Here is a 25,624-nt window from a genome sequence, read left to right as displayed (position 1 = left end):
AAGAGTAGAGGCATAGCCCTACCATCAGCTTGCGTTTACCGCAAAACTTATGGACACCAATAAAATCATTCAATCAAGCCCGGGGTGGGACGAAAACTTCGGATAGGAATGTAGAAAGCACAAAGTGTAAAACACGGTCCTGATAAATAGGCGAGCTCGTATTGACAGAACGATCAAAACTGATCATTTCTAATAGCTGCGCAAAAAATGAGGGAGCCGACTTGATATTAATGCTCTCATTTTCTTTGTCCTGTTGCTCTTGTGCAGCCTTTAATTTTTTGGCTAGATAACACTTGCCGTCACAGTTGAGCATGGGTTTGTCACGGTTGATACAAAGGACTTCAGCGATATAATCACGCCTCATCCCAAAATCCATATAAATCAGCGGCACAGCCAATGTACTAGCAAGGGTATTCAGAGCCAGTATAAAGATCAATATGTCCTTTGCTATTTTCAAGTTGAGAGCAAAAATGCTTCAGGTTTTCTCAATAGCCAAGGTAAGAGAGAGAATAAATACTTATTCGAATACCCTGCGTCTTTTGAGGTAATCTACAACCTTACTCATTGGCAGCTTTTCGCTGGCAGGACCACTCCGAATGTAGAAAATCTCCTCTCCTGTCTTTGGTTTCAAATAAGCGGCAATTGTTGAAGGTTTGACCTGAATGTATACCAGATTCATCCCTTCTACACTTCTGACTCCAAAATCTATAAATTGAAAATAACTGGGACCAATATGCTCTTTGATTAGATTTTTGACATGGAGCAAACATTTATCTTCATTAGGAAAACGGTCAGCATTCAGCCCTAAAAATTCTCCTTCATCATCTACTCCTAAAAACAATAAGCCGCCATCAGTATTCAAGAAAGCTACTACACCTTTGAGCCAGGCTAACTCTATTTCCTTACCAGGGTTGTTCGAATGCAAATTCATTCTAACCGTGCTTTTGAATTCGACCTGACTACCCTCACCCTGAGCTATCCATGATTTCACACTAGATTCAAAGTTTGACATCTCAATCTCTGGTGCTTCGATCTGAGGTTTGGCACGTCGAACTAACCAAAACGCTACTAATATCCCTAGCAGAACGATCATGACAGATACCACTCCGACTGAGGCAAAATTGTTACCTAGCACTGTGAAGAAATTCCCCTCTCTTGTGAATGTAGCCAACCATATGCTTCTCTGAGTGATATGTAGGGGCTGTAAACCTACCCAGTACTTATCACCTGACCACTCAAAACTATTGCTTTGAAAACCTGCAGAGTCTGACCAAACATTGAGTACTTTATCAAAGTATTCATCCAGTTCAGTCGTAGAAACAAAAAACTGAGGGGAGTGATTGGGATCAAAAACCTTCTCCTCATCATTAAACAAAAAGGACTGGGAACCACTACCTTTCCCAAAGGTAGAAATACGAGTAAAGAGATTTTTTAAAGGAATATCCACGGCAGCTACTATGGTACCCTTGGTAGAATCCTGCCAATTGACCACTCCACTAACTCCCCAATCCTGACTATCGCTAAAAGAATAAGCCTTAGTCCATAGTGGTCTTCTTATCTCCACCTCAGACATACCTAATTGATACCAGGCTCTGGTTTTCGGATCATAATCCAGCTCTTCCTCCCGATCAGCCAGAACCGTCATTGTGCTATCAATAGTGACCCAATGATACAATCCAGTTTCCTTCTGATAGTACCTATATAGCCAGTTGCCTTCTAGCTGAGTCAAGTAATAGGAGTTCCCTAATGTATCCGCAATGGACAAACCTGAAATAAGCTGAAGCTCCTTAAGCAAGGGCATCAATTGTGCAGTTAACCTCTGAGGATCGTCTATCAATAGCACCTCTTCCCTGCCCCAATCACTGAGAATGGCAGCCATACGATCAATCGGATTGTAGAAGGCCTCAAAGTGCTCCATCGATCGATCGGACAATTCCTTAATGGCTTGTTTTGATAGCTCTGTTCTGGCTTTTTGAATGGTGACTGTGACATAGCCCAATAATGCCAAAGCCACAATAACGATCAATACCGATAGATTTAAAAAGAGCTTTTTAAAACGGGGCTTCATAAGTATAAATTAGATGCGGCAAATATAATTGATTAGTCCGACCAGAAAACACCCTCTAATTAAAACAAGTTTCTACTGAAGGGTAGTTATTCTATGTTGGACCATTAAATAATTGGCTATCAACAAACTGAATCCAGCATTCATTCGTTTAATAGTCACAACACAAACCCAAAAAATGAACATCTATGCTTTCATCATACCGATTGTATTGGTACTGCTGTTGGTAGAGGTAGTCGTAAGTATCAAAACTAAAAATGGCTTCTATCCATTTCAAGACACGATTACCAATCTGGCCACTGGCATAGGTAATCAGTGCGTCAATCTAGCGGTGGCATTTTTTGTACTCAAGTGGTACGGTTGGCTCTTTCAATTTGCCCCCTGGCAGATCCCCACCAATTGGTATACGCTTTTGATCCTTTTGCTCCTCCAGGATTTTCTTTTTTACTGGTTTCACCGGACGGGGCACAGCATCAATATCTTTTGGGCTGCCCATATGCCTCATCACTCTTCAGAAGAAATGAATCTATCCGTAGGAATTCGAGCCAGCTTCACACAAAGAATCTTTCAGTTCCTGTTTTTCGATTGGATATTGGTTTTAATAGGCTTCAGTCCAGAGGCGATCTATGCAGTAGCGGCCGTTCATTTGCTACTGGCCTATTGGCATCATACGCGGCTGATCAAGAAACTCGGATGGTTCGAAAAATTCTTTGTAACTCCCTCCCACCACCGGGTACACCATGGTGTCAATCCTCAATATATCGACAAGAACTTTTCAGAATTCCTGATCATTTGGGACAAGCTATTCGGAACCTTTGAAGAAGAAAAAGAAGAAGTCTGCTATGGGGTCACACATCCACCCCGTACCTGGGACCCTATCTATATCAATTTCCAATATTGGAAACAGCTTTGGGATGATGCCATAGCAGCCCCTTACTGGTGGGACAAGTTTCGATTATGGTTCATGCCATTAGGTTGGCGCCCCAGAGGCTTGGAAACCCAAAAAGTCGACCGAATCGGATATACAAAAGAGGAACAAGTGAAATATCAAAGCGAGCAATTCAGCCACCTCACACCCTACCTTATTTCACAGGTCATACTTTCTCTTGCTTATCTATTTGTCACAGTGGATCTGTCCAGTCCATTGACGGGACTCAATCGCTTTTTACTATCCATAAGAATCTTTGCTATGATCATCAGCTGGGGAGCCTTAATGCAAGCCAAAACCTGGGCCATTGTTTTAGAAGTAGCCAGACTCCTCTATATGGGATTAGTGCTTATTCTGATCTTGAATAAGCATCAAATAGCTGACTGGACCAGTTTCATTACTATACTTACCGCATTGAGTATCGGCATCAGTATACTTTACATCGCCTTTCGAATCAAGAAAGATCAGTTGGAAACTAGTAGTATTTCTTCTTGAGCCAAAAAGCCACACGAACCAATAGAATCAAGGCGGGCACCTCTACCAATGGACCTATCACACCTGCAAAAGCCTGACCTGAATTCAATCCAAAAACAGCAATAGCGACAGCAATAGCCAGTTCGAAATTGTTACCAGCTGCTGTAAAGGCGATAGAAGCATTTTTATCATAAGTAGCACCCACTGCTTTGCTAAGGAAGAAACCAATAACAAACATGAGCGCAAAGTAAATCAATAGCGGAATGGCAATTCTAAAAACGTCCATAGGGATCTGAACAATCAACTCTCCTTTGAGCGAAAACATCACTACAATAGTAAAAAGCAAAGCAACTAAGGTAATTGGTGAAATCTTCGGTATAAAACGCTCTTTGTACCATTGCTCTCCCTTGATAGGCACCAAAATCACACGACTCAAGATGCCAGCGATAAATGGGATTCCCAAATAGAGAAAAACACTCTCAGCAATAGTAGCTATCGAAATATCCACAATCGCTCCTTCCATCCCGAAATAGGGAGGTAGAACTGTAATGAATAGCCATGCATAAAAACTATAACCAAATACCTGAAAGATCGAGTTCAATGCAACCAGACCAGCCCCATATTCAGAATTACCATCCGCTAGGTCATTCCACACCAGCACCATCGCGATGCATCTGGCCAAACCGATCAAAATCAGTCCTACCATATATTCCGGGTAGTCTTGAAGAAAAATAATGGCAAGCACAAACATCAATACAGGTCCTAATACCCAGTTGAGAACCAGCGAAACCATCAGCGTTTTCACATCTCGAAAAACAGCAGGTAGCAACTTGTAGTTCACCTTCGCGAGTGGCGGATACATCATCAATATCAGACCTATAGCAATTGGCACATTGGTCGTACCTACGCTCAAAGCATCTATAGCTGTGGAAATCTCAGGAACTATGTAGCCCAACCCCACACCTATGGCCATAGCTAAAAATATCCAAAGGGTTAAATACTGATCTAAAAATCCTAATTTCTTCGCTGACATGATCTACCTATATTTTTATATCGCAATATTACAATATTAATACAAAAAAAAAGACCGATAAGAGAACTTACCGGCCTTAACCTAACCTTCTTCAAAACAATCTCAATTAGACATGAATCATGCCAAACCATAGGGTTGATTGGAAAATATACCCGATGAGCCGTAACCCACCGGGTAACCAACCTATGATAAACTAATTCTTTTTACACATCAATTCACGACAGAATTGATCAACATATGATGAGCGACTAAGAGCTCTTGAGCATTCAAAGGAGCTCCTTTTGTATTTTCCAACAGAGCCAACATTTCATCACTATTTCCTAAGGGAAGCATCTCTTCATGTCTATCGATTTCTTCCACCCAATTCACTATATTTTGTATAGCCGTTCTTTCTATTTCTTGATTTGCTATAATTTCCATTATATTCTTTTTTAAGTTAAACATTGGTACATGGAGGAATATCCAAGCACTATGCCAATGGCTCTAGGCAAATCACCTAATTCAGTAAATCCTTGAGAAAAAGTCAGATAATGTCCAGATTGATTTGAAAGCCTTTAACTTCGCCGTATGAAAATTTCTAATAATTCAGTGGTAGCTATTACCTACCAATTAAAAGAGAGCAACAAAGAGGGCGAAATCATACAGGAAGTTGACAACAAGGAGCCATTTGTCTTCTTATTCGGCCATAATCAGGTTTTACCTCAGTTTGAAGAAAATTTATTGAATCAGGAAGTAGGCGCTAATTTTGAATTTGAAATCAAAAGCGAAGACGGCTATGGCGAACCCAATCCTGATGCAATTGTCGATCTACCAATCCACATATTTCAGGTGGAAGGACAATTGGCCGAAGCAGTGAAAGTAGGTACTTTCCTACCTATGAACGACCAGGAAGGTAATCCAATGCAGGGACTAGTTTTAGAAATTGGAGAGGAAACTGTTAAAATGGATTTCAACCACCCTATGGCTGGTGTAGATTTGTACTTTACCGGCGAGGTTGTAGATGTAAGAGAGGCATCTGCAGAAGAAATCGATCATGGTCATGTACACGGACCGGGAGGACATCAACATTAATCCTCAACAATAATCAAAACATCAACAAACAGCGATCCCAACAGATCGCTTTTTTTGTATCTCGATCAGTACCAATTATCCTCACATTTCCGAATATTCTCTCTCCAGTTCTTCATCCATTCTTCCTTTTCATTTTCTCCGACAAACAAATAGAGCTTACCATTGAGAATCTCAAAAACTTCAGGATCGGTATTGGCAGTAAAACCCTTTGCCACCGCATACCCACAGTAGCCCCCATATTGTGGTGCATACTGATCTGGGGCAGATTCGAATAGGCTTCTATTCTCATCCGATGAAAACAGCCACTTAGCCTCATTCCATTCCACAGAAAAACTATCAGATCCAGGCACTGCTTTTCCTACTGTGAAGTAGGCCACAGGATCATATCCGTTGATCGCCTCATTGGACCAGAAGGACATATTGACCTCATCATGTCCCCATGATAAAGGAGTCACTCGCAGGATTCTAGAAAGAACAAAGGATAAAGTAAATATCACCAAAAGGGTGAGTAAGAATATTTTCAGTAGTCGGTTCAATTTTGTTTTCAGGCTATCTTCTATCCTAACTGTTTGATGAGCTTCATATTATAAATATGAAATAAAATTTATTGGTCTTCCTGGACTTTTACACTCTCTAACTTAAAAAGTCTAATGTCGGCAATAAAAGTCCCAAAGGGTACTAAGGAAGCGAACAAAGCCAGTGCAGAAGATAGAAAAGACCATTTGTACTTATAAATGCAGACCAAACAAAAGATGATATACAAAATGAATAACCATCCATGAGCCATTCCTACAATAAAATTAGGTTCTGGTATATCCATCACATATTTGAGTGGCATGGTAATTCCCAACAACAAATAGCTAATCCCTTCTAAAATCGCCAACAACCTCAACTTCCCAATACTTGTAGATAAATTCATAACACTAAATCGAACCCTGATATCAAATAAAAGGCGAAGTTAATTCTGAATTAAACCTTTCTACACTTATAGAATTGTCTTATTCTGTCAAGGGTACACATATCATTGATATAGATATCATCTGTTCCAAAAAACCAAGGTCATTCTGGAATTAAGTTCCAAAGAAAATTTGGGTTTAAACGCTGATATAGGCTATATTGAATCTTACCAATCTAAAATTAACAAGAACATTATGTTATTTCGATGATTCACAAATACCTCTTTAGACCTCCCCTGTATCTTAAGTTCCTAGTTGTCAGCGGGCTCATTTTCCACGCAATGATGAGTACTGCACAAATCTCACAGCCCAAAAAATACATGGAGCCTGATGAACTCTTTGACATTTCCTTAGAAGAAATGTTGAATGTAGGGATTGTGTCAGCATCCAAAAATAAGCAGGGTGTGCAGGACGCACCTGCTACTGCCTATGTATTTACCTCAGAAGACTTGATGGTGAGAGGTTACACCAACCTTTCAGAACTGCTGGAGGATGTGCCAGAGGTGGAGTTCCAGCGCAATGCAAGCCCTCAGTTTAGAAACAACATCACGGTCAGAGGCATCAGTGGGAATGAAAAATTACTCATCCTGATGAATGGTATTCGAATCACACCTGCCACAGGCGATGGCTATGCCCTCAGTACCAACCTAAGTTTGACCGGTGCACAAAGAGTGGAAGTGATCATCGGTCCAGCCTCAGCGCTGTATGGAGTGGATGCATTCGCAGGTATTGTCAATATCATCACCAATGAGAATCAAGAAGAAGAATTCGTATCGGCAAGCACAGAATATGGAAGCTTCAACACCTTCAATCACAACCTTCATGCACGGGTTCAAAAAGACAACCTAAGCATCAGCCTAACGGGCAACCTATATAGTTCAGCAGAACCTAACTATGCAGAGGAATTTCCAGAAGAATACAAATGGTACAATGAAAATCGCAGTAACCTTCCTTATATCGTACCAGAATCACCTTATTACAATGAATTGTATGATATCAATGACTTTCAGGTAGGAGCTGGTGAAAGCTTTCATGGTGGGCCTTTGTCTCTGGACTTCAACATGCCCTCACGATCGCATTTCATTCAGACTGAGGTCAATTTCAAAAATTTCACTCTAGGCATCGTCAATCATCAGGACGAACACAGTACGAGCTACGGTGTAGACCCAAGGTATACGCTATACGAAGAAGACGGTCAGGTTAAAACCACCAACAACATCATCTACGCCAAACACCAATTCACCTCATTCAATCAAAAATGGGGCATTGGATCTACGATTACTTTGAGTCGCTATGAACTAGACGAAGGTTCTCATTTCGTCAATGCAAGCAGTCGTTGGCAGAGAGGCTATTTCTACAGTCAGGCACAAAGTTCTAAGATCGAGGAACAGTTCAACTACAATTTCTCAAGCAAACTATCTGTAATCGCAGGTTTGAGTTACGAATTATTGAACTCTCTGCCGCAGACAGGACTATCACCTACTCCGTTTGATCCAGAGCAGCCTGCGCCTCTCCAGAACTATTATTACATTGGGGCGGCTGGATATTATGGTATCTATGATTTGAATGATGTGACTTTTTATGACGACCTCACGGTTAAACAAAACTTCTACTATATTCAATATCACAACATTGGCACCTATGCCCAAATGCTGTATCAGCCCTCTAAAAACCTGAGCGTAACAGCGGGGATCAGATATGACTACAACTCTAGATTCAAGGCTGCATTGAATCCACGACTGGGCATTGTCTATTCTTCATCAAATAAGAAACACCGAGCCAAACTACTATATGGAGAATCCTTCCTATCTCCCTCTCCTTACAAGTCATTTGTACAGGGAGGATCCTTTTACGCTTATGACCCGAATGAGGACATCCGATCTGCTGATTACTTCCGAGTTCCCAATCCGGACTTGAATCCTGAAAAGCTGAGATCACTAGAAATGAGCTATCAGATTTATCTGCTCAAAAACCTTTCATTGACCCTCAGTGGTTATTACAACTACCTCACGGATTTGATAGATCTAAACGGTGATTCTGATTTCAATGAATTGACTTACAATATTGATGCTGCCAGGCTAGAGACCTCTGTCAATCAAGGGGAAGCGGAAGTCTATGGCCTTACTGCCAGATTAAACTCTCTGATGAGACTTGGACCAATTACAATCAAAGGGCAAGCCTCCTATTCAGTCAACGACGGATGGATCTCATCGCAGTACGACTTCTTCGACGAAGACCAACCCATTCTCAATTATTCGCAATACCAATACAAAGGCTTTCTTGATATCATATACAACAAGTTCTATACCTCTATCAAGATCAACGGAAGAGGTCCTTCTCTTTCACCTATGGTGGACAAAGTTTCTTATGAATATTTCGAAAGCCCAGCCTACACCATTGCTAATGCGAGTCTGGGATACCAAATCATTGATTCCAAATCCATCAATTTCAGAGTGTATTCCAGAATTTTCAATTTGACCAACACCACTTATTACCACAACTATGTGGGACGTGATGATGGTATGCCTTATGTACCACAGGACCCAATTAGATTTCACATCGGAACTGAATTGACATGGAAATTTTAAGAAACAGATATAGCCTCATACTTCCACTTGTGGGCCTTTTATGGTCCTGTTCAGACCCTTTGCCAGAAACAGATGCTCCCTATCTGGAAGGCGAATGGATAATAGAAGAAGTAGATATTTCATTAGATATCCCTACTTATGTATCAGGTATTGATACTGATGAGGAGGTATTTGAGCTCGATATTCCTGAGGAGGTTCAAACTATCGATATCCTCTACAGCCGCGAATTGGGATTCATTGCCAATGAGGTCGATTACACGGACGAAATTGACTTTGTTGATTCCTACTCCCTTACGTTTAACTCCTCAGGATTGTACAGATTGGAATCAAAGGAAGAGTTCTTTGGACTAAACCTTTTAGAGTTTCTCTTTCAATATGCGGGTGCAGACATGATCATGGAATACTTCCCAGGCGAGAATTATGAATATGATTATGGCAATGGTGAATACGAAATTTATGAAGAGGATTATTCTTTCTTCATCGAGATCAGCTACTTCTATTCCAATTTTGGCGAAGGGATACCTGAAGGAATCTGGGAAATGGCCAATGGTAGTGAAGACTTGCTTTTTGATTTCAAGGATCCACTATACGGCGAAGGGCTCAATCTATGGCAAATAGAATGGATTGATGATGAAACCATTCTCCTCTCTAAAAGCAACGAAGCGGCAACTCTATCTTTTGATTATTATGAAAAGAGCGATTACTTTCTAGATGGTTTTGGAGATGAATATGAATATGAAGCAGAAGCAAGTGGCGAAATGTTCATCAATTCGGCGAGCATATTATTGAAACTTAAACAATAGGCGTGTCATGCATATTCGTACTCTTGTCATACTGCTTCTCAATTTTACGATGGCTTTCGGAAACAACGAGACCACCGTATTCAGGCAATTGGCATCTTATGATTCCAGGTCTGCTGCCAGCTCCCTCGAACAGTGGTATCCTACTAACGAAACCGATGAACAGCTCAAAGCTACCGCTGAGGCCTATTTAGATTTATTGAAGGGAAATCAGGAAATGGCCGGTTCCAAACTTGAATCCATCTATACAACTCTAAAAAATGAATCAGGAGTTGACAAAAAATTGGCCATTTATGTAGACAGGGCTCTGGGTTACTCGCAATTCATGGACGGAAATCTGGATAGCGCCTACGTCCACTATTGGCCCGCTCTACTTCTGATCCGGGAACAATATGGTACCAAATCGCCCATCTACATAGATCAACTCCGGTTGGTGATAGAATTGTTTCGTGCACAAGGGAAGCTAGGGGTAGCACAAGAGATGCTCAGCACCCTTCACGACCTTAGCAAAAAAGTCTATGGAAAGGAAGATGCCAAAACCATAGAAGTACTGGCCCTCCTGGGTTCGATTGGGACCGAAATGGCACGCTTCGATGTGGCGGAAGGCTACTTCAACCAATGCAACCAACTCACAGAAAATGCCAGTACTGACCCAGAACTCACTGCCAAATCGATGAATTTGGTGTATCAATCTGACTTCTACCTCACGAAAGGAAACTTCACTGTAGCTGAAGCATTGAACAATGAAGCCCTGAAAATACTAGAGCACATCTACCCGGATTTTCATCCTGCCAAATCGCAAGCTTACCTCTTGAAGGCCAAAATCTACATAGCGATGAATAACCTGAACGAAGCGGGAGAAACCCTGAGCGAATTGATTGCATTCCAGAGAAGCTACTATGGAGAGAATCATCCGGTACTGGCCAAGTCGCAGCTCGAGTTGGCCGATGTATTGATTCAGCAGGGCTTTGCGTCCAGCAGTCAGGACTTACTTCAAAACTGCCAAACCATATTAGAACCATCGGTAGGCACCTCACATGCCGACTATTGCAGATTACTGATCCTAAAGGCACAGGCCATCGCTGAGGCGGAACCACAAAAGGCCAAGGGGTATTTCCTGGAATCTATAGCTACACTGGAGAAGAATTATGGAAAGTCACATTTTTATCTAGCGAAAGCCCTTTCCTCCTACTCTGCCTTTTTGTATCAAGCCAACAATCTGAAAACAGCCGAAAAGCAAGAAAGAAAAGCTCTGGAGATCCGTACCACCCTTTTCGATTTTTATCATCCAGACTATGCCAATTCGCTTTTCATGCTGGCCAAAATCAACCTGAAGGCTGGCAACAAAAAGGAAGCCAGCATCTACCTCAAAAAAAGCGCGGAAAACTACCTGATTCAGTACAACAAGTACTTTGCGTTCTTGAGTGAATACGAAAAAGGGCAGTTCTATGAGCTACTATTACTATTACTATTACTATGCCTTTTTCGAAACGAGCAAAGAAGAGCAGCAGACCTGGATCAATCAGGTATTTGACTACCGATTGGCTAACAAAGCCCTGCTGTTTCAGTCGGTCAAAAACCTAAAAGAAGCAATCTATGAACTCAATGACCCTGCCCTCATGGAGGCCTATCTACTCTGGATCAAAACCAAAGAGAATCTGAGTAAACTGAATAAAGTAGACCACCAAACCCTGGCAAAAAGCGGACTGGACAAAGACAGCCTGCTCGAATTATCCAATGAGTTGGAAAAGAAAATTAGTCTGAAGGTGGCAGTCAGTAAAAACAACAAACGAGACATGGATCTACTGAACTGGCAGTCAGTGGCCAATTCGCTTTCTGAAGATGAAATGGCCATTGAGATCATCCGTCTCAGAGACTTTGATGTCAATACAGGGCAGTTTACGGATAGTATCAGATACGCCTGCCTGGCGCTGAACAAACGAATGAACAATGGCCCAAAACTGGTGATGCTGGAGAACGGCAACCAGATGGAAGTCAAACAATTGAAAACTTATCGAAACCTGGTCAAATTCAAAATGGCAGATGAGGTTTCTTACGATGTATTCGTCAATCCATTGATAGAAGGATTTAACCGAGACATGCGCAAGAACATCTACATGTCGCCTGACGGGGTCTACAACCAGATCAATCTCAACACCCTGCTGAACACTGAGACCAATGAGTATTTCATCAACGAATACAACCTGCTCCTGCTGTCGAGCCTTAGAGATCTTATCGAGGAGGATAAGCCCAATTACCAAAGCAACACCAGCAGCGCTGAGTTTTATTTCTTTGGCTATCCTAACTACCAGTACAATCCGCTGAAAGGGGAAACGGAAGGAAGCCAACCAGCAAGTACAGATGATGGAGGCGAACGCAGCATTCACTTTCAGATGAAAAACATGATCAGTCGTGGAGCTGAAATCACCCTCCTACCCGGTACGCTGGAGGAGGTAGAGGCGGCATCCGCCATTGTGTCGGACCATGTCGAGGAAGAAGTCATCACAGGTAATGAGGCTACTGAAGAACGAGTAAAGGCGCTAGAGAGCCCAGGTCTGTTGCATATCGCTACGCATGGTTTCTTCTTGAACGAAGATCCCCCTAAGACAGAGCCTTTTATCTCCGACGACCTGACGACCATCCAACTCAGCAACCCCTTCATCAATCCACTGTTCAACTCTGGGCTGATGCTAACAGGAGCGGCACATGCCTATGACAGTCTCGTATTATTGAAGGAATTGGTGGCGATCCAATCGGGAGGTATAGCAGAAGATGGCATCATGACCAGCTATGAGGTAATGAACATTAGCCTAAGAGACACGAAACTGGTGATCCTGTCTGCCTGCGAAACTGGCTTGGGAAAAGTCAAAAGTGGTGAAGGGGTCTACGGACTACAGCGTGCCTTCCAAACTGCAGGAGCAGACGCAGTGGTAATCAGTCTATGGAAAGTAAGCGATGCGGCTACCAAAGATCTGATGATCCTCTTTTACAAAAACTATGTAGAAGGCAAAGCCCCTCGGGATGCCTTTGTCGCTGCACAGCAAGAACTCAAAACGAAATACGAATCTCCCTACTATTGGGGTGCCTTTATCTTCGTGGGTGGTTCTACGAGCGAAGGCATGATCAAGCAGCCCCTCTAAGCTGCTGAGCGATTGACAATAGAGCTAAAAACACAAAAAGCCTGCAGGTATTCATCCGCAGGCTTTTCTATAAAAATAATCAAGGGCTAAAGCATCTCACAAATTGGTATTCCTATCAATTGGCGCGAACCTCTCGGCGCATAAACCATAAGTAGGAAATACCGAAACAAAGCAATGTCGCTGCAATCAAACCCGTCAGCTGCGGCCAAACGACCAGCAGACTTTGTCCCAGTGGCAAGGGGCTCGGTATACTACCATACATCTGCTCCATCGTCAGAGGACCAAGGCTCCTCACCTTCGGCATCAGCAGTGTGGTAGTGGCATCACTGTAGAGCTGGCTCGGCAGTATGCTCATCCACTTTTGTAAGAGGTACTGATACTGCGCGGCACGTTGCTGGGTCAGTATGGTGGTTGGGATCACTGCCTTCACTAGCAGCTGCACGATCAACTGATAAAACACAGTGAAGAACAACCAAATAGATAGCCCCGACAAGGCCGATGTAGCTGCTTGCCTGAACCTGACTGAAAACAAAAGCGACAAGTTGAGCCAGAAGGCTACATATAGCACACTTACCAGCATGAAAGCAAAAAAGCGCATGAACTCCTCCATAGTAGGCACCAGCCCTGTCACCAACATCCCGATCCCCATCACCAAAAAGCCCAGCGCAAAGAGCATCACTCCGATGATGATCAAAGCTGCTACGAACTTCGAATTGATCAGGTAGTCCCGATGGATGGGCTGTGAGAGCACACGACTCAGTGTCCCTCGGTTTTGCTCCGAATTGATTGCATCAAAGCCCAGTGCGATCCCCAAGATCGGACCCAGGAAACTAATGAATACCATAAAAGACGGCATGGAACCATCCGAAACGGTAAATAAGCGCAAAAAGAAAAAAGCATCTTCGGCATCTATGGCTTTGATACTGGATCCCAGGTTGGACAGTGCCGTGTATAGCGAACCCACACAGGCCAGCGCCAACAAAGCCAGCAATAGGATAAAACGCCAACTGCGCACATGGTCAGCCATTTCTTTGCCCACCATCACCCAAAAAGGATGTGTCGTCCGGGCTTTCTTCTTTCTAAAACCTCCGAACCATGGATTGGCGGTCGGAGCTGTAACTTGTATCGTGTCATCACTCATTTTCACCTCCTTCAAAGTATCGTTGATAAATTTCGTCCAGCCCCAGTTGCTTCTGGCTCAGATTGATCAAATCCAAATCAGCCGCTGCGATCTCTCGAGCTATCCTTGGCGAACTATGCCCCGTGCAAGTGATTTGGAGCCTATCCTCTTGTCGCTCCACGGTTTTTACCTCATCCAGAGCTGAAATCTGCTGAATGGCCTGCTCAATTTTGGAAGGATTGTCTGCAGACACATGTGCCTCTACTCTCTGTTCGCTCTCTGCGAACAGCTGCTGGGACAGCGACTCCAGATCTCCTTCTGCAATAAGTTTTCCTGCTACGAAAAGCCCCACACGGTCGCAGACCTGCTGCACCTGGTGCAGATGATGGGAAGAAAGCAGTACGGTCAGTCCTTCCTCCTTGCTCAGTCGGGTGATCAAGGCCAGGAGCTCCTTCACCCCTTTTGGGTCGATCCCTAGGGTGGGCTCATCCAGGATGATCACCTCCGGGGATTTGATCAGGGTGTCGGCCAGTCCCAGGCGCTGACGCATACCACGAGAGTATTGGCCTACCTTCTTATGGGCTGCTTCGGTCAATCCCACCTTTTCCAGCATTTCTTCCGCCTTTGACTCTGCCTCCTGTAGGTTGAAGCCATTGAGTCTGGCCAAGTAGACGAGGTTATCCAGCCCACTGCGATCTTCGTAGAAACCTACGTTTTCTGGCAGGTAGCCCACTTTTCTTTTCACCTCTACCGGCTGGCGTGTGGGGTCGATCCCGCAGACACGCAGGCTACCCTCACTGGGATCCGTCATCCCCATGAGCATCAGTATCGTGGTGGACTTGCCCGCTCCATTGGGACCGAGCAGCCCGAACACCTCTCCTTTTCGTATTTTCAGATTCAGGCCATCGACGGCAGTATGTCCCGGGTAGGTCTTGACCAGATTTTGGATGTCTATTACCTCCTCAGACATGGTCTACCTCCTTCCGTATTTCTTGAACAGATAGCCCAGGCCTCCTATGACCGCCAGGATAATCACAATCCCCAGCGCCCCGGACCACCAGCTGGTTTTGACCGACACTCTAAACGATGCATCCGAGTCTACCTCTGGGGATTTCGCCTTCATCTTTACGACATAGTCTCCGGCGATGGCCTTGTCGTAGGCTTGCAGCGTGGCATATACTGTTTTGGACTGTCCCGCCTCTATGGCTTCTATCTCTTTGGGATCAAATTGCACTTCCCATTTGCTGGGGTTGGTCGCACTCAGCTCTACATCTTTGAGGGTCGTACTCCCGGTGTTTTTCACCAGCAGCTCGATTCGCTTGGTCTCTCCAGCAGTCAACTTGGTACTGAGTAGTCCTGTAGGAGTGGTCAATTCCATCTCGTAAGAGCCCGTGATCACGACCTCCAGGTCCAGATCCGCCGAGGTATTGGAGTTGACGGCTTGTACGGGTATGCTATAGGTTCCTTCTTTGATCCCTGTCGGTGCGGTGATCTCTATGCTGACATTCTTGCTCCCATTAGGATCCACGTTGACAGAGGTGGCCTGCTTGTGATTGGGTTTGAAGATCACTCTCCAGCCTCTGGGGGCTTGAGATCGTAGAGAATAGATCTGAGGCTCTACGGTATGATTTTTCAGCTCCGTATTGAAGGTAAAGGAAGAGGTCGCATGTCCCTGCATATTGGGCTGATCGCAATGAAAGTCCGTTTTGAAGGTGCCCTTTTCCGACACCAGTACGGTCAGTGGCAAACGTGAATAGCCCGCTGCATTGACATAAAAGGTGTACTTTCCTTTCTCGATTTTGAGTGGGACCTGCACCTGCAGTTTGAAACTCTTCTCTTCGTCTGGCTTTACAGCCAACTGCTCGATGGTCCAACCACCGGATTGCAAACTATAGTCCCAGTCTTTGGGGAGTCCCGTGACAGAGATACCCACATCCCTGATGGCGTGACTGAAATTGACTACCTCGACGGTATAGTCTATCGACTCTCCCGGAGGTACAGATATTTTGGTGTAAGGAGTGTAAAGCTGAACACTCTGAGCCAGTGCGACTCCACTGACTAACATAAGGATCCACCCCAGGGTGAATGCCCGATAAAACGACCACTTAGTACGTGTTGACATAAAAAAACAATTCTTTTTGTGAAACAATGGTTTAATTAAATCCTGCCTGTCTACGACAGACAGATACGCCGAAGCAACTCGTATAACAACTAGCTTATACTTGGCAATATGTAATGAACTTTTTCGCCAGCTAAACTAGAAAGCGAAGACGATTGTATACAAATAAGTGCCGTTAAAAGATGTTAAAGCGCTTTTAATGCTTTTCGGGTGTATCATGGCCATGCCAGCGCTTTTTGGGTTAGACCCGATGGGCGAAGGATTGACCGCTGTTCCTTAATGATGAAATTCAGGAATAAATTATATGTAATTACGGCTTAGATTTCTCCAAAGTCGAAATGACACAACGTGGTGGTATGAACGAACAGCTGAAGTTGAAAAGTCTTGTGCAGCTCTGTCATTTCGAGACCTAACATTTGATACCCAACCGCACAAAAGGGAATGACGAAAACTGATCGGATGTATAGGTAGCCGGAATTGAAATGCTAAAACAGTTGTGTCATCTGCCATCAGGACAGGCTGGGATCTAAGGCGGTCCTAAGATCAAGAAACACAAATCCCCCCCGTCACTTCGACAGAGCAGAGGAAGATGACAATCTTCCCATGCGACACCCCCCCTCAATCGTTAAGATGCCCAAACACCTGAGCAACAGCATTCCCCAGCACACTGAAGATGAAAAATGTATTTTTGAATCCTAATTAATGAACTATAGGCTTTATACGCCCACCAACTCAAAACTTCAGAATTGTACAAAATCATTAGCAAATGTTATTATTTAAAGCTTTTTTTACCTCTATTTTAACAAAACAATCACCTAATCTAATATAAGCATGGGTAAGAAAGAGATTTATAGCATAGCAGGTAAATTGAAAGGCCATCATGATTCGGACATCAACGGAATGATTGACACTTGGGAAAACCTTTTAGTTAGCCTGGATCAATTCAAAACTAACATCCATGACATTGGTTTAGAATATGCTGAGAAAAATCACCTGACGACCTGGATAGTCGACACCAGCAACTCTACAGGTGTGTTCAAAAAAGAAATTCAGGGGTTTATAGAAAGTGTGGTAGCTCCAAAATGTGCTGAAATAGGTATTAAATATTTCTTCGTCGTTCTGCCTCAATCGGCCATAGCTAAGCTTTCCACCAAGAATGTGGCTAAAATAAATTCAGGCCAGGAGGGTATGCAAACCTTTGAGGTGGCTAGTGTCGACGAGGCACTCAGCATGCTACAAGAAGTTAAATTAAGCAGTTGATTCCATTGTAAGCCATTCAGAGTACGGGAGTATTCCTCTGTTATTGCCGTACTCTGCATGGTTCTTATGCTGTAACTATCCTGCAATGGTTTGCGCTTCTTATGAGTAAAAAACCAAAATACCAATGTGACAACCTCCCCCATTCGTCAAATTGCCCAAACATCCATGTGGCAGCATTCCCCGACTAGCAGAACCTCCGAAAATTGGTTTTTCTTCATTCCCCAACTTGCAGAAAGCCCAAAAATTGATTTTTCTACCTTCTACAAACCTGCAGAAGGCCCAAAAATTGATTTTTCTACCTTCTACAAACTTGCAGGAGACCCAAAAATTGGTTTTTCTACCTTCTACAAACATGCAAAAGGTCGAAAAATGCATTTTTCACAATCCTCAAGCCTGCGGGAGGCTGAAAAATTGGTTTTTCTACTTTATGCCCCTAAATGATTGTCTTGGCTCTAAAATCTAAAGTCTAGAATCTAAAATCTTGATTTATCAAACCTTCACATACGCCGATCCCGCTTCCATCGTGGCGTAGGACTTGATCTCTTCGAACTCCTCTTCGGACAACTGGTTTTTGGCTGCACCTTTTTTCCATTTGAAGTCCGGCCCCAACTGCCACCACTGGCTGGCTAGCTCTTTGGTTTCGTCCAGATTCACATCGAAGTGCTCGATGCACGACTCACAAGTCATCCATATCGCTTCCTTCTCAGCGGTCTTTTCGAATATGATCTTGCGCATATTGGTAGCCGTCTGATCCTGATTTTTGAAATGTGAGGTGGTGTAAGACAAGGTATCTGGCTCCACCATTTTGTGATCCCAGTATCGTTTAGAGGCTATTACTTCGGCAGTAGAGAGAGCAAAGCCATCTTCCTGATTCATGATAGACTTGCATATACTGCAGGCCGCCTTCTTCTGTTTTTTCTTTGGTTTGAATATATCGAATAGTCCCATGGTCAAATGGTTTTGAGTTTTTGAATCTATTATAAGATGTGTTGATTATTCATTTAGTTGCATCTCTTCGAAAAATATTACGCTTGTAGGCAAATAATTTCTTCCTACTTCCCTTCAAGAATCAAAAATCCCCTTTAACATTGCGGTGATTATTGGTTTGCCTATGGATTTCGTCCATGAGCGATTAAAAGGGAATTCGGTGATCCTCCAATAAAAGGAAAATCCGAAGCTGTCCCCGCAACTGTAATCCTGATCTCGATACGTCGAGATATATTTTTGATCCCCAATACCACTGGTTGCACTCAAATAGCCGGGAAGGTCATCAAAAATCAGGAGAGCCAGGAGACCTGCCAATCATCTTAAATTTACAGAGCTTTCGGGTGAAAAGTCTTTGGATTCGACGGAAAGCGGTTTCCTAATAATCTTTAGCAGCTCTGTATAAACGAACGAATATGCGGAGTATCATTTTGATCGGACTAGTGGTATGCAGCTGCCTCAGTGTGCATGCACAGCAGGACTCTATCTGGCTGGAATCTGTGGATATCGTCTCCTACAGACTGGAGACTTTTGCGTCTGCTGATAAGGTGGTGCAGATCGATTCCTCCATTCAGGCGATGCATCAGGGCAACTCCATGGCCATGCTGCTCAGCCTCGCCTCTCCTATCAATATTCGTTCCTACGGGCTTGGCGGCCTTTCTACTGCTTCTATTCGTGGAACGGGCAGCAATCAGACAGCAGTCATATGGGAGGGCCTTAACCTCCAGAGCCAAATGAATGGCAGCCTGGACCTGAATCTGATCCCGGCTTTCATGATTGACAATATCAGCATCCAAAGCGGCGGCAGTGCCTCCATGTTTGGGTCTGGCGCCATGGGAGGCAGCATTCAGATGAGTAGCCGATCTCAATACAATAGCGGTTTCGACCTCAGCTTACACGAGACTATTGGCAGCTTTGGTATGAATAGCCATGGAATGAAGACCCAGTATGCCACTGACAAACTCCGATTGGGCCTCAAAGGTTTTTATAAGACTGCCGAAAACGACTACAGCTTCTACAACAACTTCAATCAGCGAGAAGAAACGCAGGAAAATGCACAGGTCAGACAGTGGGCCACTGCGCTAGATTTCGGTTACCGATTAAGCGACCGACAAGAACTGCAAATCAAATATTGGTATCAGGATAATCTGACCCACATCCCACGAACTGCGGCACAGACCGAAACGCAGGCCATTCAGCAGGATGATTTTCATAGGGCTGTCATCCGATGGAAACAAAAATTGGGAACCAAAACACAGCTTCATTATCATTCAGGCTATCTGCGTCACCGTCTGGAATACGACGACAAGGTAAGCACGCACTCCAACAGCCACTCTAGCAGCTATATCAATGAGGCCAGAGTAGAACATCGATGGGCCAATTGGTACCAACTAGAACTGGGTGCCAACTACACCTATGAAAATGCCCTGACCAACAACTATTCTGATCTGAAAGAAAGAAACCGACTGGCGTTTTACTTCTCCAATGCCTTTTTGATCGCAGACAAGCTGGAGCTGAACCTGCTAGGCAGACAAAGCCTAATAGATGGTGAGGCAGCTCCTTTCCTCCCTACCCTTGCTCTGAACTACCACGCCAGCAACTGGCTCAACTTGAAAGCTAAAGCGGCTCGCAGCTACCGACTGCCTACTTTCAACGACCTCTACTGGACCGGCGCTTCTCATGGCAATCCCGATTTGGTTCCCGAGTATGGTTATAGCTTTGATTTAGGATACAAAATCTCCCCTACTATCGAGCCGCTTTCTGTTGAGTACGAAGGCACACTGTTTTACAACCACATCAAGGACTGGATCCTTTGGGTATCTCGGGGAACTGAAGGTTGGACACCAGAAAACAAAGAGCAACTCTGGTCCTATGGTCTGGAGCAAAACCTAAAAATCAATTATAGCCTGAGCACAAAGAGTTCTATTTTGCTGTCAGGAAACTACCAGTTTGTACTCTCCACGCTGGAAGAACCCAGCCAGTTCATGCCCGAACTGCAAACCACCTATACCCCCAGACATCAAGGCAATGCCTTCCTGGCTTATCGCTTAGGCTCCTTTCATACCCATGTGAACCTATCCTATACAGGCAAGCAATACAGCGATGAAGGCAACATCGAGATCAGGGCATTGGATCCATACCTTATCACAGATTTGGGTCTGGGCTACCAGCTTCGTTTGGGACAAAAACACCACCTGAACGCCTCTTTGCAAGTAAAGAATTTATTCGACACCTCCTATGAGGTACGCCGAGCCTACCCAATGCCCGGTATCAATTATCAATTCAGTTTAGTTTATCATTTCAATCAAAAATATATATGAAAACAAATACCCTTTTTAACACCTGGATTAAGTATTCCGTATTTGTCTTAGCCTTAGTACTCTCATCTTGTTCTGAAGATGAGGGTACGGGCTTTGTACCTGGCCAAGATGGCTTTTTTATTGTCAATGAAGGCGCATGGGGCAATGCCAACGCCAGTCTTTCCTATCTAGACAAGGCGACAGGTTCGGTTAGCAACAACCTCTTCGAAACCGCGACAGGAAAACCATTAGGAGATCAGGCCCAGTCCATGACTATTTTCAACGATCAGGGATTTATCGTTGTGCAAAACTCCTCTAAGATCGAAGTAATCAGCACCCTTGATTATTCATTGGTAGCTACCATAGACGAAGAGCTGCCGTCACCGAGATATTTTCTAGGAGTGGATGCCAGCAAAGCCTACGTTTCTGACTGGGGCGCTGACGGATCAACAGGGACGATCAAAGTAATCGACCTCAGCACTTACACCGTGACCAAAACCATAAGCACAGGAGCTGGTACCAACCAAATGGTATTGGTAGGAGATCGCGTCTATGCTGCTAACTCCGGTGGATGGAGCTATGACAATACTGTAGTGGTACTAGACACCAACACGGACGAAGTAGTCGCAACCATCGAGGTAGGTGACAATCCATCTAGCCTTGTCCTGGACCAAAACAACAACGTTTGGGTAACCGGATCAGGCCGATCTGTATACAACGAAGACTGGAGCTTGAACACAGAAGAATCTACTCCAGGATTCTTAGCCAAAATCGATACAGACAACAATACTAGTCAACTCAAAATCGAAGCACCAGCCTTGGGCGTAGGCCCTAGTCGACTTTTGGTTGATGCGACTGGCGAGACGCTGATTTTCAAATATCAGGGGGGTGTTTACACTGCGAGCATCAATATGAACATAGCATCTGCCAACGTTCAAGACTTTCACAACTTGTTCAATGATGAGAATATATATGGATTGGGAGTAGACTTATCTACCAACCAAATCATTACAGGGATAGCACCAGATTACACCAACCCAGGGTCTATCAAAATCTACCAAATAGATGGCTCTTTCATCGAAGAACATACGGTAGGCATTGGCCCGAACGGGATTGCTTATTAAGAAACCCTAAGTCAACCGAAGATTATGGCGAAAGGAATATTCTAATTTGAGTACCTTTCGCCTTGTCATCGGTTAGAAAATTTCACATCAAAGTTATGATCACCTATATCTCCGGAGGGGAGCGATCCGGAAAATCCCGATACGCACAAGACCTGGCACTAGAGCGTACTGCAAAGCCCATTTATCTCGCTACTGCTAAAAAATGGGACGAAGAATTCGAAGAACGAATTTCCCGCCACCAGAGCGATCGAGACGAAAGATGGACGACCATCGAAGCGCAAATTGAGCTATTCGACGCACTGCCCATGGATAGAGTGATCGTCATGGACTGCGTTACCCTTTGGCTAACCAACATCTTCTCCCACTGCAAATATGAAAGGGACCCCTCATTCGAACTGGCCCAAAAAGAATTCCAAAAACTACTGGATTACCAGGGACATCTGATCATTATTTCCAATGAAATCGGAATGGGGTTGCATGCGAATTCTAAATCCGCTCGCAATTTTGTAGAATTGCAGGGCTGGACCAATCAACTCATCGCTCGTCATGCAGACGAGGCATTTTTCATGGTATCTGGCTTAGCACTTCGACTCAAATGAGAACATTCAATATCCATACTCCCAAAGATGACCTGCTAACGGACATCCAAAACAAAATCGATTATAAAACCAAACCACTAGGCTCTCTGGGGCTACTGGAAAAAATTGCCGCCCAAATCTGCCTGGTACAACAAAGCCTAACTCCCACCCTGTCCCATCCGGCCATCATGGTTTTTGCCGGAGATCATGGGCTCAGTGAAGAAGGAGTCAGCGCCTACCCTGCTGAAGTCACCCACCAGATGGTGCTCAACTTCCTGTCGGGAGGTGCCGCGATCAATGCGTTTTGCAAACAGCACAATATCGATCTTCAAATCGTGGATGCAGGTGTCAATCATCACTTTAATTTCGATCCACATCTCACGGATAGAAAGATCGCCATGGGAACGCAAAACAGCCTGAAAACGGAAGCGATGAACCAGATCGATCTGGAGCACGCCATCAACATCGGTTCCTCGATGGTCTGTCACAAAGTGGAAGAAGGCTGCAACATCATCGGATTTGGAGAGATGGGTATTGGCAATACCTCTGCCGCCAGCCTGCTGATGGCTGCTTTCACTGATACAGACATCATAGACTGTGTCGGACGGGGTACCGGAGTAGAATGTGAAGCACTGGATCACAAAAAAGAAGTATTAAAACAAGTATTCGAAAAGCATCAGGATAAGATCAAAGCACCTTTAGACTATTTCCGATCAGTAGCAGGACTGGAAATGGCCATGATGCTCGGGGCTATGCTACAGGCTGCAGAAAGCAAAATAACGATCATGGTAGATGGATTCATTGCTACCTCTGTTTTCCTGACCGCCAAAAAACTTTATCCTCATATTCAGAGTTACGCGCTGTTTTCTCATCAGTCCGATGAATCAGGACATAAACATATGTTGGAATACCTAGAGGCCCAACCCATCCTACAACTGGGCATGCGCCTGGGCGAAGGAACCGGCTGTGCCATGGCCTACCCCATTATTCAATCCAGCATACAATTCCTGAACGAAATGGCGAGCTTTGAAAGCGCCCAAGTCTCTGGCCAGTCATGATCAAAAAGGAAATTCACGTATTTTTTACCGCGCTGATGTTCTACACGCGCATCCCCTGTCCCAAATGGGTCGATCACAATCCCGATTACCTCAATCTGGCCACACGATACTTTCCCTTAATTGGTTGGATAGTCGGTGGATTGGGTGCAATCATTCTTTATGCTAGCTCGCTGCTTTTCTCCATAGAAATCGCCCTGCTCCTATCCATGATCACCACTATCCTGATCACAGGAGGTTTTCACGAAGATGGATTTGCAGATGTATGCGATGGCTTTGGTGGGGGCTGGACACGCGACAAGATTCTAAAAATCATGAAGGACAGCGTACTGGGTGCCTATGGCGTCATTGGGCTGATTCTGATATTGACACTAAAATTTTTCAGTTTACGAGAGCTGGTAGAATTAGAAAATATTCAATGGCTTTGCGGAGTGATGTTAATCGCTCACTCACTCAGTAGAACCAATGCAGTTTGGCTGATGAGCAGAAGCCAATATGTGAGAGAAAATGAGGATAGCAAGGCCAAACCGATCGCTAAAAAGATGACGAGCACTACCCTGATCACTGCCAGCGTGTTAGGGCTCACGCCCTTGCTACTCTTTCTTGATCTCAGAGTTTTGTCACTTATGCCAGTCCTTGTCCTTGTCAACCTTTACCTCAATCGCTATTTCAACAAATGGATTGGAGGATATACGGGTGATTGTTTGGGTGCTGTGCAGCAGATCAGCGAAATTGCCGTTTATCTCAGTTTTTATCTTATATGGAAATTTATCTAGTCAGACACACAACTCCCGATGTTCCCAAAGGCACTTGCTATGGCCAGAGCGATCTCCCACTTGCCATGGGATATCAAAAAGATCTCGCCCAAACCCAAAGCTTACTCCCAGAAAAACTAGGTGCTGTGTATTCCAGCCCCTTGCTGAGATGCAAAACACTGGCATGGGAGCTAGAGGGAGAGATCAATTTTGACGCAAGATTGAAGGAATTGAATTTCGGTGACTGGGAGCTAAAAAAATGGGAAGACATCCCCAAAGAACAACTCAATCCATGGATGGAGAGCTATGTAGAACTAGCCCCACCCAAAGGCGAGTCCTATCTTCAGCTGGCAGAAAGAGTCAAAGCCTTTTGGAACGAGCTATTGGAAAAAGAACTAGACACCGTGGCTATCATTTCACATGGTGGAGTCATTCGCGCTTTATTATCCATCATTCTTGATTTGGATCTGAAGAACAGTTTCAAGTTGCAGATCGACTATGGCAGTGTGAGCCAGGTATCTATCAACCAGAAACAAATTACCATTCAATACATCAACAAAGTATGAAACCCATCCCAGTATCAGTCAGTTGGAGCGGCGGAAAAGACTCTGCCTACATGCTGTATTTATTACTCAATGACCCAACCTATCAGGTAGTCGAACTACACACTGCCCTATCGGCTGATCTCGACAGAGTCTCCATGCACGGCGTACCCAAAAACATGATAGAAGCACAAGCAGCATCGTTTGGTCTGCCTATTCACTTTCTCTCCATTCCGGAAGACAAAAGCAACGACAGCTACGAAAAAGAACTGGCCAAATACTATGATAGGATTAAAAAAATGGGCGTCTATCATGTGGCATCTGGAGACATCTTTCTGGAAGATCTGAAAGTCTATCGAGATAAGATTTTTAGCACACATTCCATCACAGGGGTTTACCCTCTCTGGAAAATCCCGACCGATGAATTGATCACTAAAATCCTGAATATTGGATTCAAAACAGTAATCTGTACAGCGAAAAAGGAATTGTTTACGGAATCGATATGCGGGAAAGTCCTGAACGAAGAGATTATCCAATCATTTGGACCTAAAATAGACCCATGTGGAGAAAATGGCGAATTCCACTCTTTTGTATTCGACGGGCCGATATTCAATTCCCGAATTGAATATGAGATTTTGGACACGTTAGAAAAGACCTATGTGGCACAAACAACGGAAGGAGAATTGCGCAGTACTTTCGAGTTTGCCGACTTGAAGTTAAAACGCTAGCTGA

24 protein-coding genes and 1 riboswitch are annotated in these 25,624 nt (G+C 44.1%); of the genes, 14 read left to right on the top strand and 10 right to left on the bottom strand.

The features are described 5' to 3' along the window. Positions 1-73 precede the first annotated feature (73 nt). Both N7U62_RS03850 and N7U62_RS03845 read right to left on the bottom strand, forming a co-directional pair. On the bottom strand, positions 74-457 hold the full coding sequence (locus N7U62_RS03850) for a hypothetical protein (protein WP_264136562.1): 384 nt from the start codon (positions 455-457) through the stop codon (positions 74-76). Between the two features lie 60 nt (positions 458-517). Continuing rightward, positions 518-2,068, bottom strand: a complete 1,551-nt coding sequence (locus tag N7U62_RS03845) for an RNA-binding domain-containing protein (protein ID WP_264136561.1) — start codon at positions 2,066-2,068, stop codon at positions 518-520. 175 nt (positions 2,069-2,243) lie between these two features. Here N7U62_RS03845 and N7U62_RS03840 point away from each other — a divergent pair, with 175 nt between their 5' ends. Next, a complete protein-coding gene (locus tag N7U62_RS03840) occupies positions 2,244-3,488 on the top strand; it encodes a sterol desaturase family protein (RefSeq protein ID WP_264136560.1) in 1,245 nt (414 codons plus the stop codon). On the opposite strand, the gene arsB is transcribed toward N7U62_RS03840, so the two are convergent. Next, complete coding sequence (gene arsB / locus N7U62_RS03835; RefSeq protein ID WP_264136559.1) at positions 3,469-4,500, bottom strand: ACR3 family arsenite efflux transporter; 1,032 nt, start codon at positions 4,498-4,500, stop codon at positions 3,469-3,471. The genes N7U62_RS03840 and arsB overlap by 20 nt on opposite strands. A gap of 210 nt (positions 4,501-4,710) precedes the next feature. Further along, positions 4,711-4,920, bottom strand: a complete 210-nt coding sequence (locus tag N7U62_RS03830; RefSeq protein WP_264136558.1) for a hypothetical protein — start codon at positions 4,918-4,920, stop codon at positions 4,711-4,713. 147 nt (positions 4,921-5,067) lie between these two features. Between N7U62_RS03830 and N7U62_RS03825 the strand changes: the two genes are divergently transcribed. Further along, positions 5,068-5,571 carry an FKBP-type peptidyl-prolyl cis-trans isomerase gene (locus tag N7U62_RS03825; RefSeq protein WP_264136557.1) on the top strand — a complete coding sequence of 168 codons (504 nt, stop codon included), beginning with the start codon at positions 5,068-5,070 and terminating at the stop codon, positions 5,569-5,571. Positions 5,572-5,636: 65 nt separating this feature from the next. Here the strand turns inward: N7U62_RS03825 and N7U62_RS03820 are convergent, their stop codons facing one another. Together N7U62_RS03820 and N7U62_RS03815 are read right to left on the bottom strand one after the other, a co-directional pair. Continuing rightward, entirely contained in the window at positions 5,637-6,107 is a 471-nt protein-coding gene (locus N7U62_RS03820) for a YHS domain-containing (seleno)protein (protein WP_264136556.1), read from the bottom strand. A 68-nt stretch (positions 6,108-6,175) separates the two neighbouring features. Beyond that, entirely contained in the window at positions 6,176-6,490 is a 315-nt protein-coding gene (locus N7U62_RS03815; RefSeq protein WP_264136555.1) for a DUF3817 domain-containing protein, read from the bottom strand. A 318-nt stretch (positions 6,491-6,808) separates the two neighbouring features. On the opposite strand from N7U62_RS03815, the gene N7U62_RS03810 reads away from it, so the two are divergent. From N7U62_RS03810 to N7U62_RS03795, 4 genes are read left to right on the top strand one after another with little or no spacing between them, the layout of a single operon-like run. Further along, a complete protein-coding gene (locus tag N7U62_RS03810) occupies positions 6,809-9,115 on the top strand; it encodes a TonB-dependent receptor plug domain-containing protein (RefSeq protein ID WP_264136554.1) in 2,307 nt (768 codons plus the stop codon). Further along, positions 9,103-9,918, top strand: a complete 816-nt coding sequence (locus N7U62_RS03805; RefSeq protein WP_264136553.1) for a hypothetical protein — start codon at positions 9,103-9,105, stop codon at positions 9,916-9,918. The genes N7U62_RS03810 and N7U62_RS03805 overlap by 13 nt, the downstream gene beginning before the upstream one ends. Positions 9,919-9,925: 7 nt before the next feature. After that, the gene (locus N7U62_RS03800; protein ID WP_264136552.1) at positions 9,926-11,449 is read left to right on the top strand and encodes a tetratricopeptide repeat protein; all 1,524 of its coding nucleotides are present in this window, start codon (positions 9,926-9,928) and stop codon (positions 11,447-11,449) included. Continuing rightward, on the top strand, positions 11,364-13,055 hold the full coding sequence (locus N7U62_RS03795; protein WP_264136551.1) for a CHAT domain-containing protein: 1,692 nt from the start codon (positions 11,364-11,366) through the stop codon (positions 13,053-13,055). The genes N7U62_RS03800 and N7U62_RS03795 overlap by 86 nt, the downstream gene beginning before the upstream one ends. 115 nt (positions 13,056-13,170) lie before the next feature. Here the strand turns inward: N7U62_RS03795 and N7U62_RS03790 are convergent, their stop codons facing one another. From N7U62_RS03790 to N7U62_RS03780, 3 genes are read right to left on the bottom strand one after another with little or no spacing between them, the layout of a single operon-like run. Next, positions 13,171-14,196: an ABC transporter permease gene (locus tag N7U62_RS03790; protein WP_264136550.1), complete on the bottom strand. Its 1,026-nt coding sequence runs from the start codon at positions 14,194-14,196 to the stop codon at positions 13,171-13,173. Beyond that, positions 14,189-15,145, bottom strand: coding sequence for an ABC transporter ATP-binding protein (locus N7U62_RS03785; RefSeq protein ID WP_264136549.1), 957 nt, complete (start codon positions 15,143-15,145; stop codon positions 14,189-14,191). Before N7U62_RS03785 ends, N7U62_RS03790 begins: the two co-directional genes overlap by 8 nt. A 3-nt stretch (positions 15,146-15,148) precedes the next feature. Then, positions 15,149-16,297, bottom strand: coding sequence for a COG1470 family protein (locus N7U62_RS03780; RefSeq protein ID WP_264136548.1), 1,149 nt, complete (start codon positions 16,295-16,297; stop codon positions 15,149-15,151). A gap of 828 nt (positions 16,298-17,125) precedes the next feature. On the opposite strand from N7U62_RS03780, the gene N7U62_RS03775 reads away from it, so the two are divergent. After that, complete coding sequence (locus N7U62_RS03775) at positions 17,126-17,554, top strand: hypothetical protein (protein WP_264136547.1); 429 nt, start codon at positions 17,126-17,128, stop codon at positions 17,552-17,554. Between the two features lie 489 nt (positions 17,555-18,043). On the opposite strand, the gene N7U62_RS03770 is transcribed toward N7U62_RS03775, so the two are convergent. Continuing rightward, complete coding sequence (locus N7U62_RS03770; RefSeq protein WP_264136546.1) at positions 18,044-18,502, bottom strand: hypothetical protein; 459 nt, start codon at positions 18,500-18,502, stop codon at positions 18,044-18,046. Positions 18,503-18,638: 136 nt separating this feature from the next. Next, a riboswitch (cobalamin riboswitch) is annotated at positions 18,639-18,871 on the top strand. A gap of 83 nt (positions 18,872-18,954) precedes the next feature. On the opposite strand from N7U62_RS03770, the gene N7U62_RS03765 reads away from it, so the two are divergent. The 7 genes from N7U62_RS03765 (at position 18,955) to N7U62_RS03735 (ending at position 25,620) form a co-directional block, all read left to right on the top strand. Further along, on the top strand, positions 18,955-20,859 hold the full coding sequence (locus tag N7U62_RS03765; RefSeq protein WP_264136545.1) for a TonB-dependent receptor plug domain-containing protein: 1,905 nt from the start codon (positions 18,955-18,957) through the stop codon (positions 20,857-20,859). Then, the gene (locus N7U62_RS03760) at positions 20,856-21,962 is read left to right on the top strand and encodes a YncE family protein (RefSeq protein WP_264136544.1); all 1,107 of its coding nucleotides are present in this window, start codon (positions 20,856-20,858) and stop codon (positions 21,960-21,962) included. The genes N7U62_RS03765 and N7U62_RS03760 overlap by 4 nt, the downstream gene beginning before the upstream one ends. Positions 21,963-22,057: 95 nt before the next feature. Next, positions 22,058-22,561 carry a bifunctional adenosylcobinamide kinase/adenosylcobinamide-phosphate guanylyltransferase gene (locus tag N7U62_RS03755; protein WP_264136543.1) on the top strand — a complete coding sequence of 168 codons (504 nt, stop codon included), beginning with the start codon at positions 22,058-22,060 and terminating at the stop codon, positions 22,559-22,561. Then, positions 22,558-23,598 carry a nicotinate-nucleotide--dimethylbenzimidazole phosphoribosyltransferase gene (gene cobT / locus N7U62_RS03750; RefSeq protein WP_264136542.1) on the top strand — a complete coding sequence of 347 codons (1,041 nt, stop codon included), beginning with the start codon at positions 22,558-22,560 and terminating at the stop codon, positions 23,596-23,598. The genes N7U62_RS03755 and cobT overlap by 4 nt, the downstream gene beginning before the upstream one ends. Beyond that, positions 23,595-24,371, top strand: a complete 777-nt coding sequence (locus N7U62_RS03745; protein WP_264136541.1) for an adenosylcobinamide-GDP ribazoletransferase — start codon at positions 23,595-23,597, stop codon at positions 24,369-24,371. The genes cobT and N7U62_RS03745 overlap by 4 nt, the downstream gene beginning before the upstream one ends. Continuing rightward, positions 24,356-24,916: an alpha-ribazole phosphatase gene (gene cobC / locus N7U62_RS03740; RefSeq protein ID WP_264136540.1), complete on the top strand. Its 561-nt coding sequence runs from the start codon at positions 24,356-24,358 to the stop codon at positions 24,914-24,916. Before N7U62_RS03745 ends, cobC begins: the two co-directional genes overlap by 16 nt. Beyond that, on the top strand, positions 24,913-25,620 hold the full coding sequence (locus tag N7U62_RS03735; RefSeq protein ID WP_264136539.1) for a Dph6-related ATP pyrophosphatase: 708 nt from the start codon (positions 24,913-24,915) through the stop codon (positions 25,618-25,620). The genes cobC and N7U62_RS03735 overlap by 4 nt, the downstream gene beginning before the upstream one ends. Positions 25,621-25,624 lie beyond the last annotated feature (4 nt).

It is taken from the genome of Reichenbachiella ulvae, assembly GCF_025833875.1.
Lineage (GTDB): Bacteria > Bacteroidota > Bacteroidia > Cytophagales > Cyclobacteriaceae > Reichenbachiella > Reichenbachiella ulvae.
The sequence above is the reverse complement of the archived record's forward strand: the minus strand, read 5'-3'. Positions and strand labels throughout refer to the sequence as shown.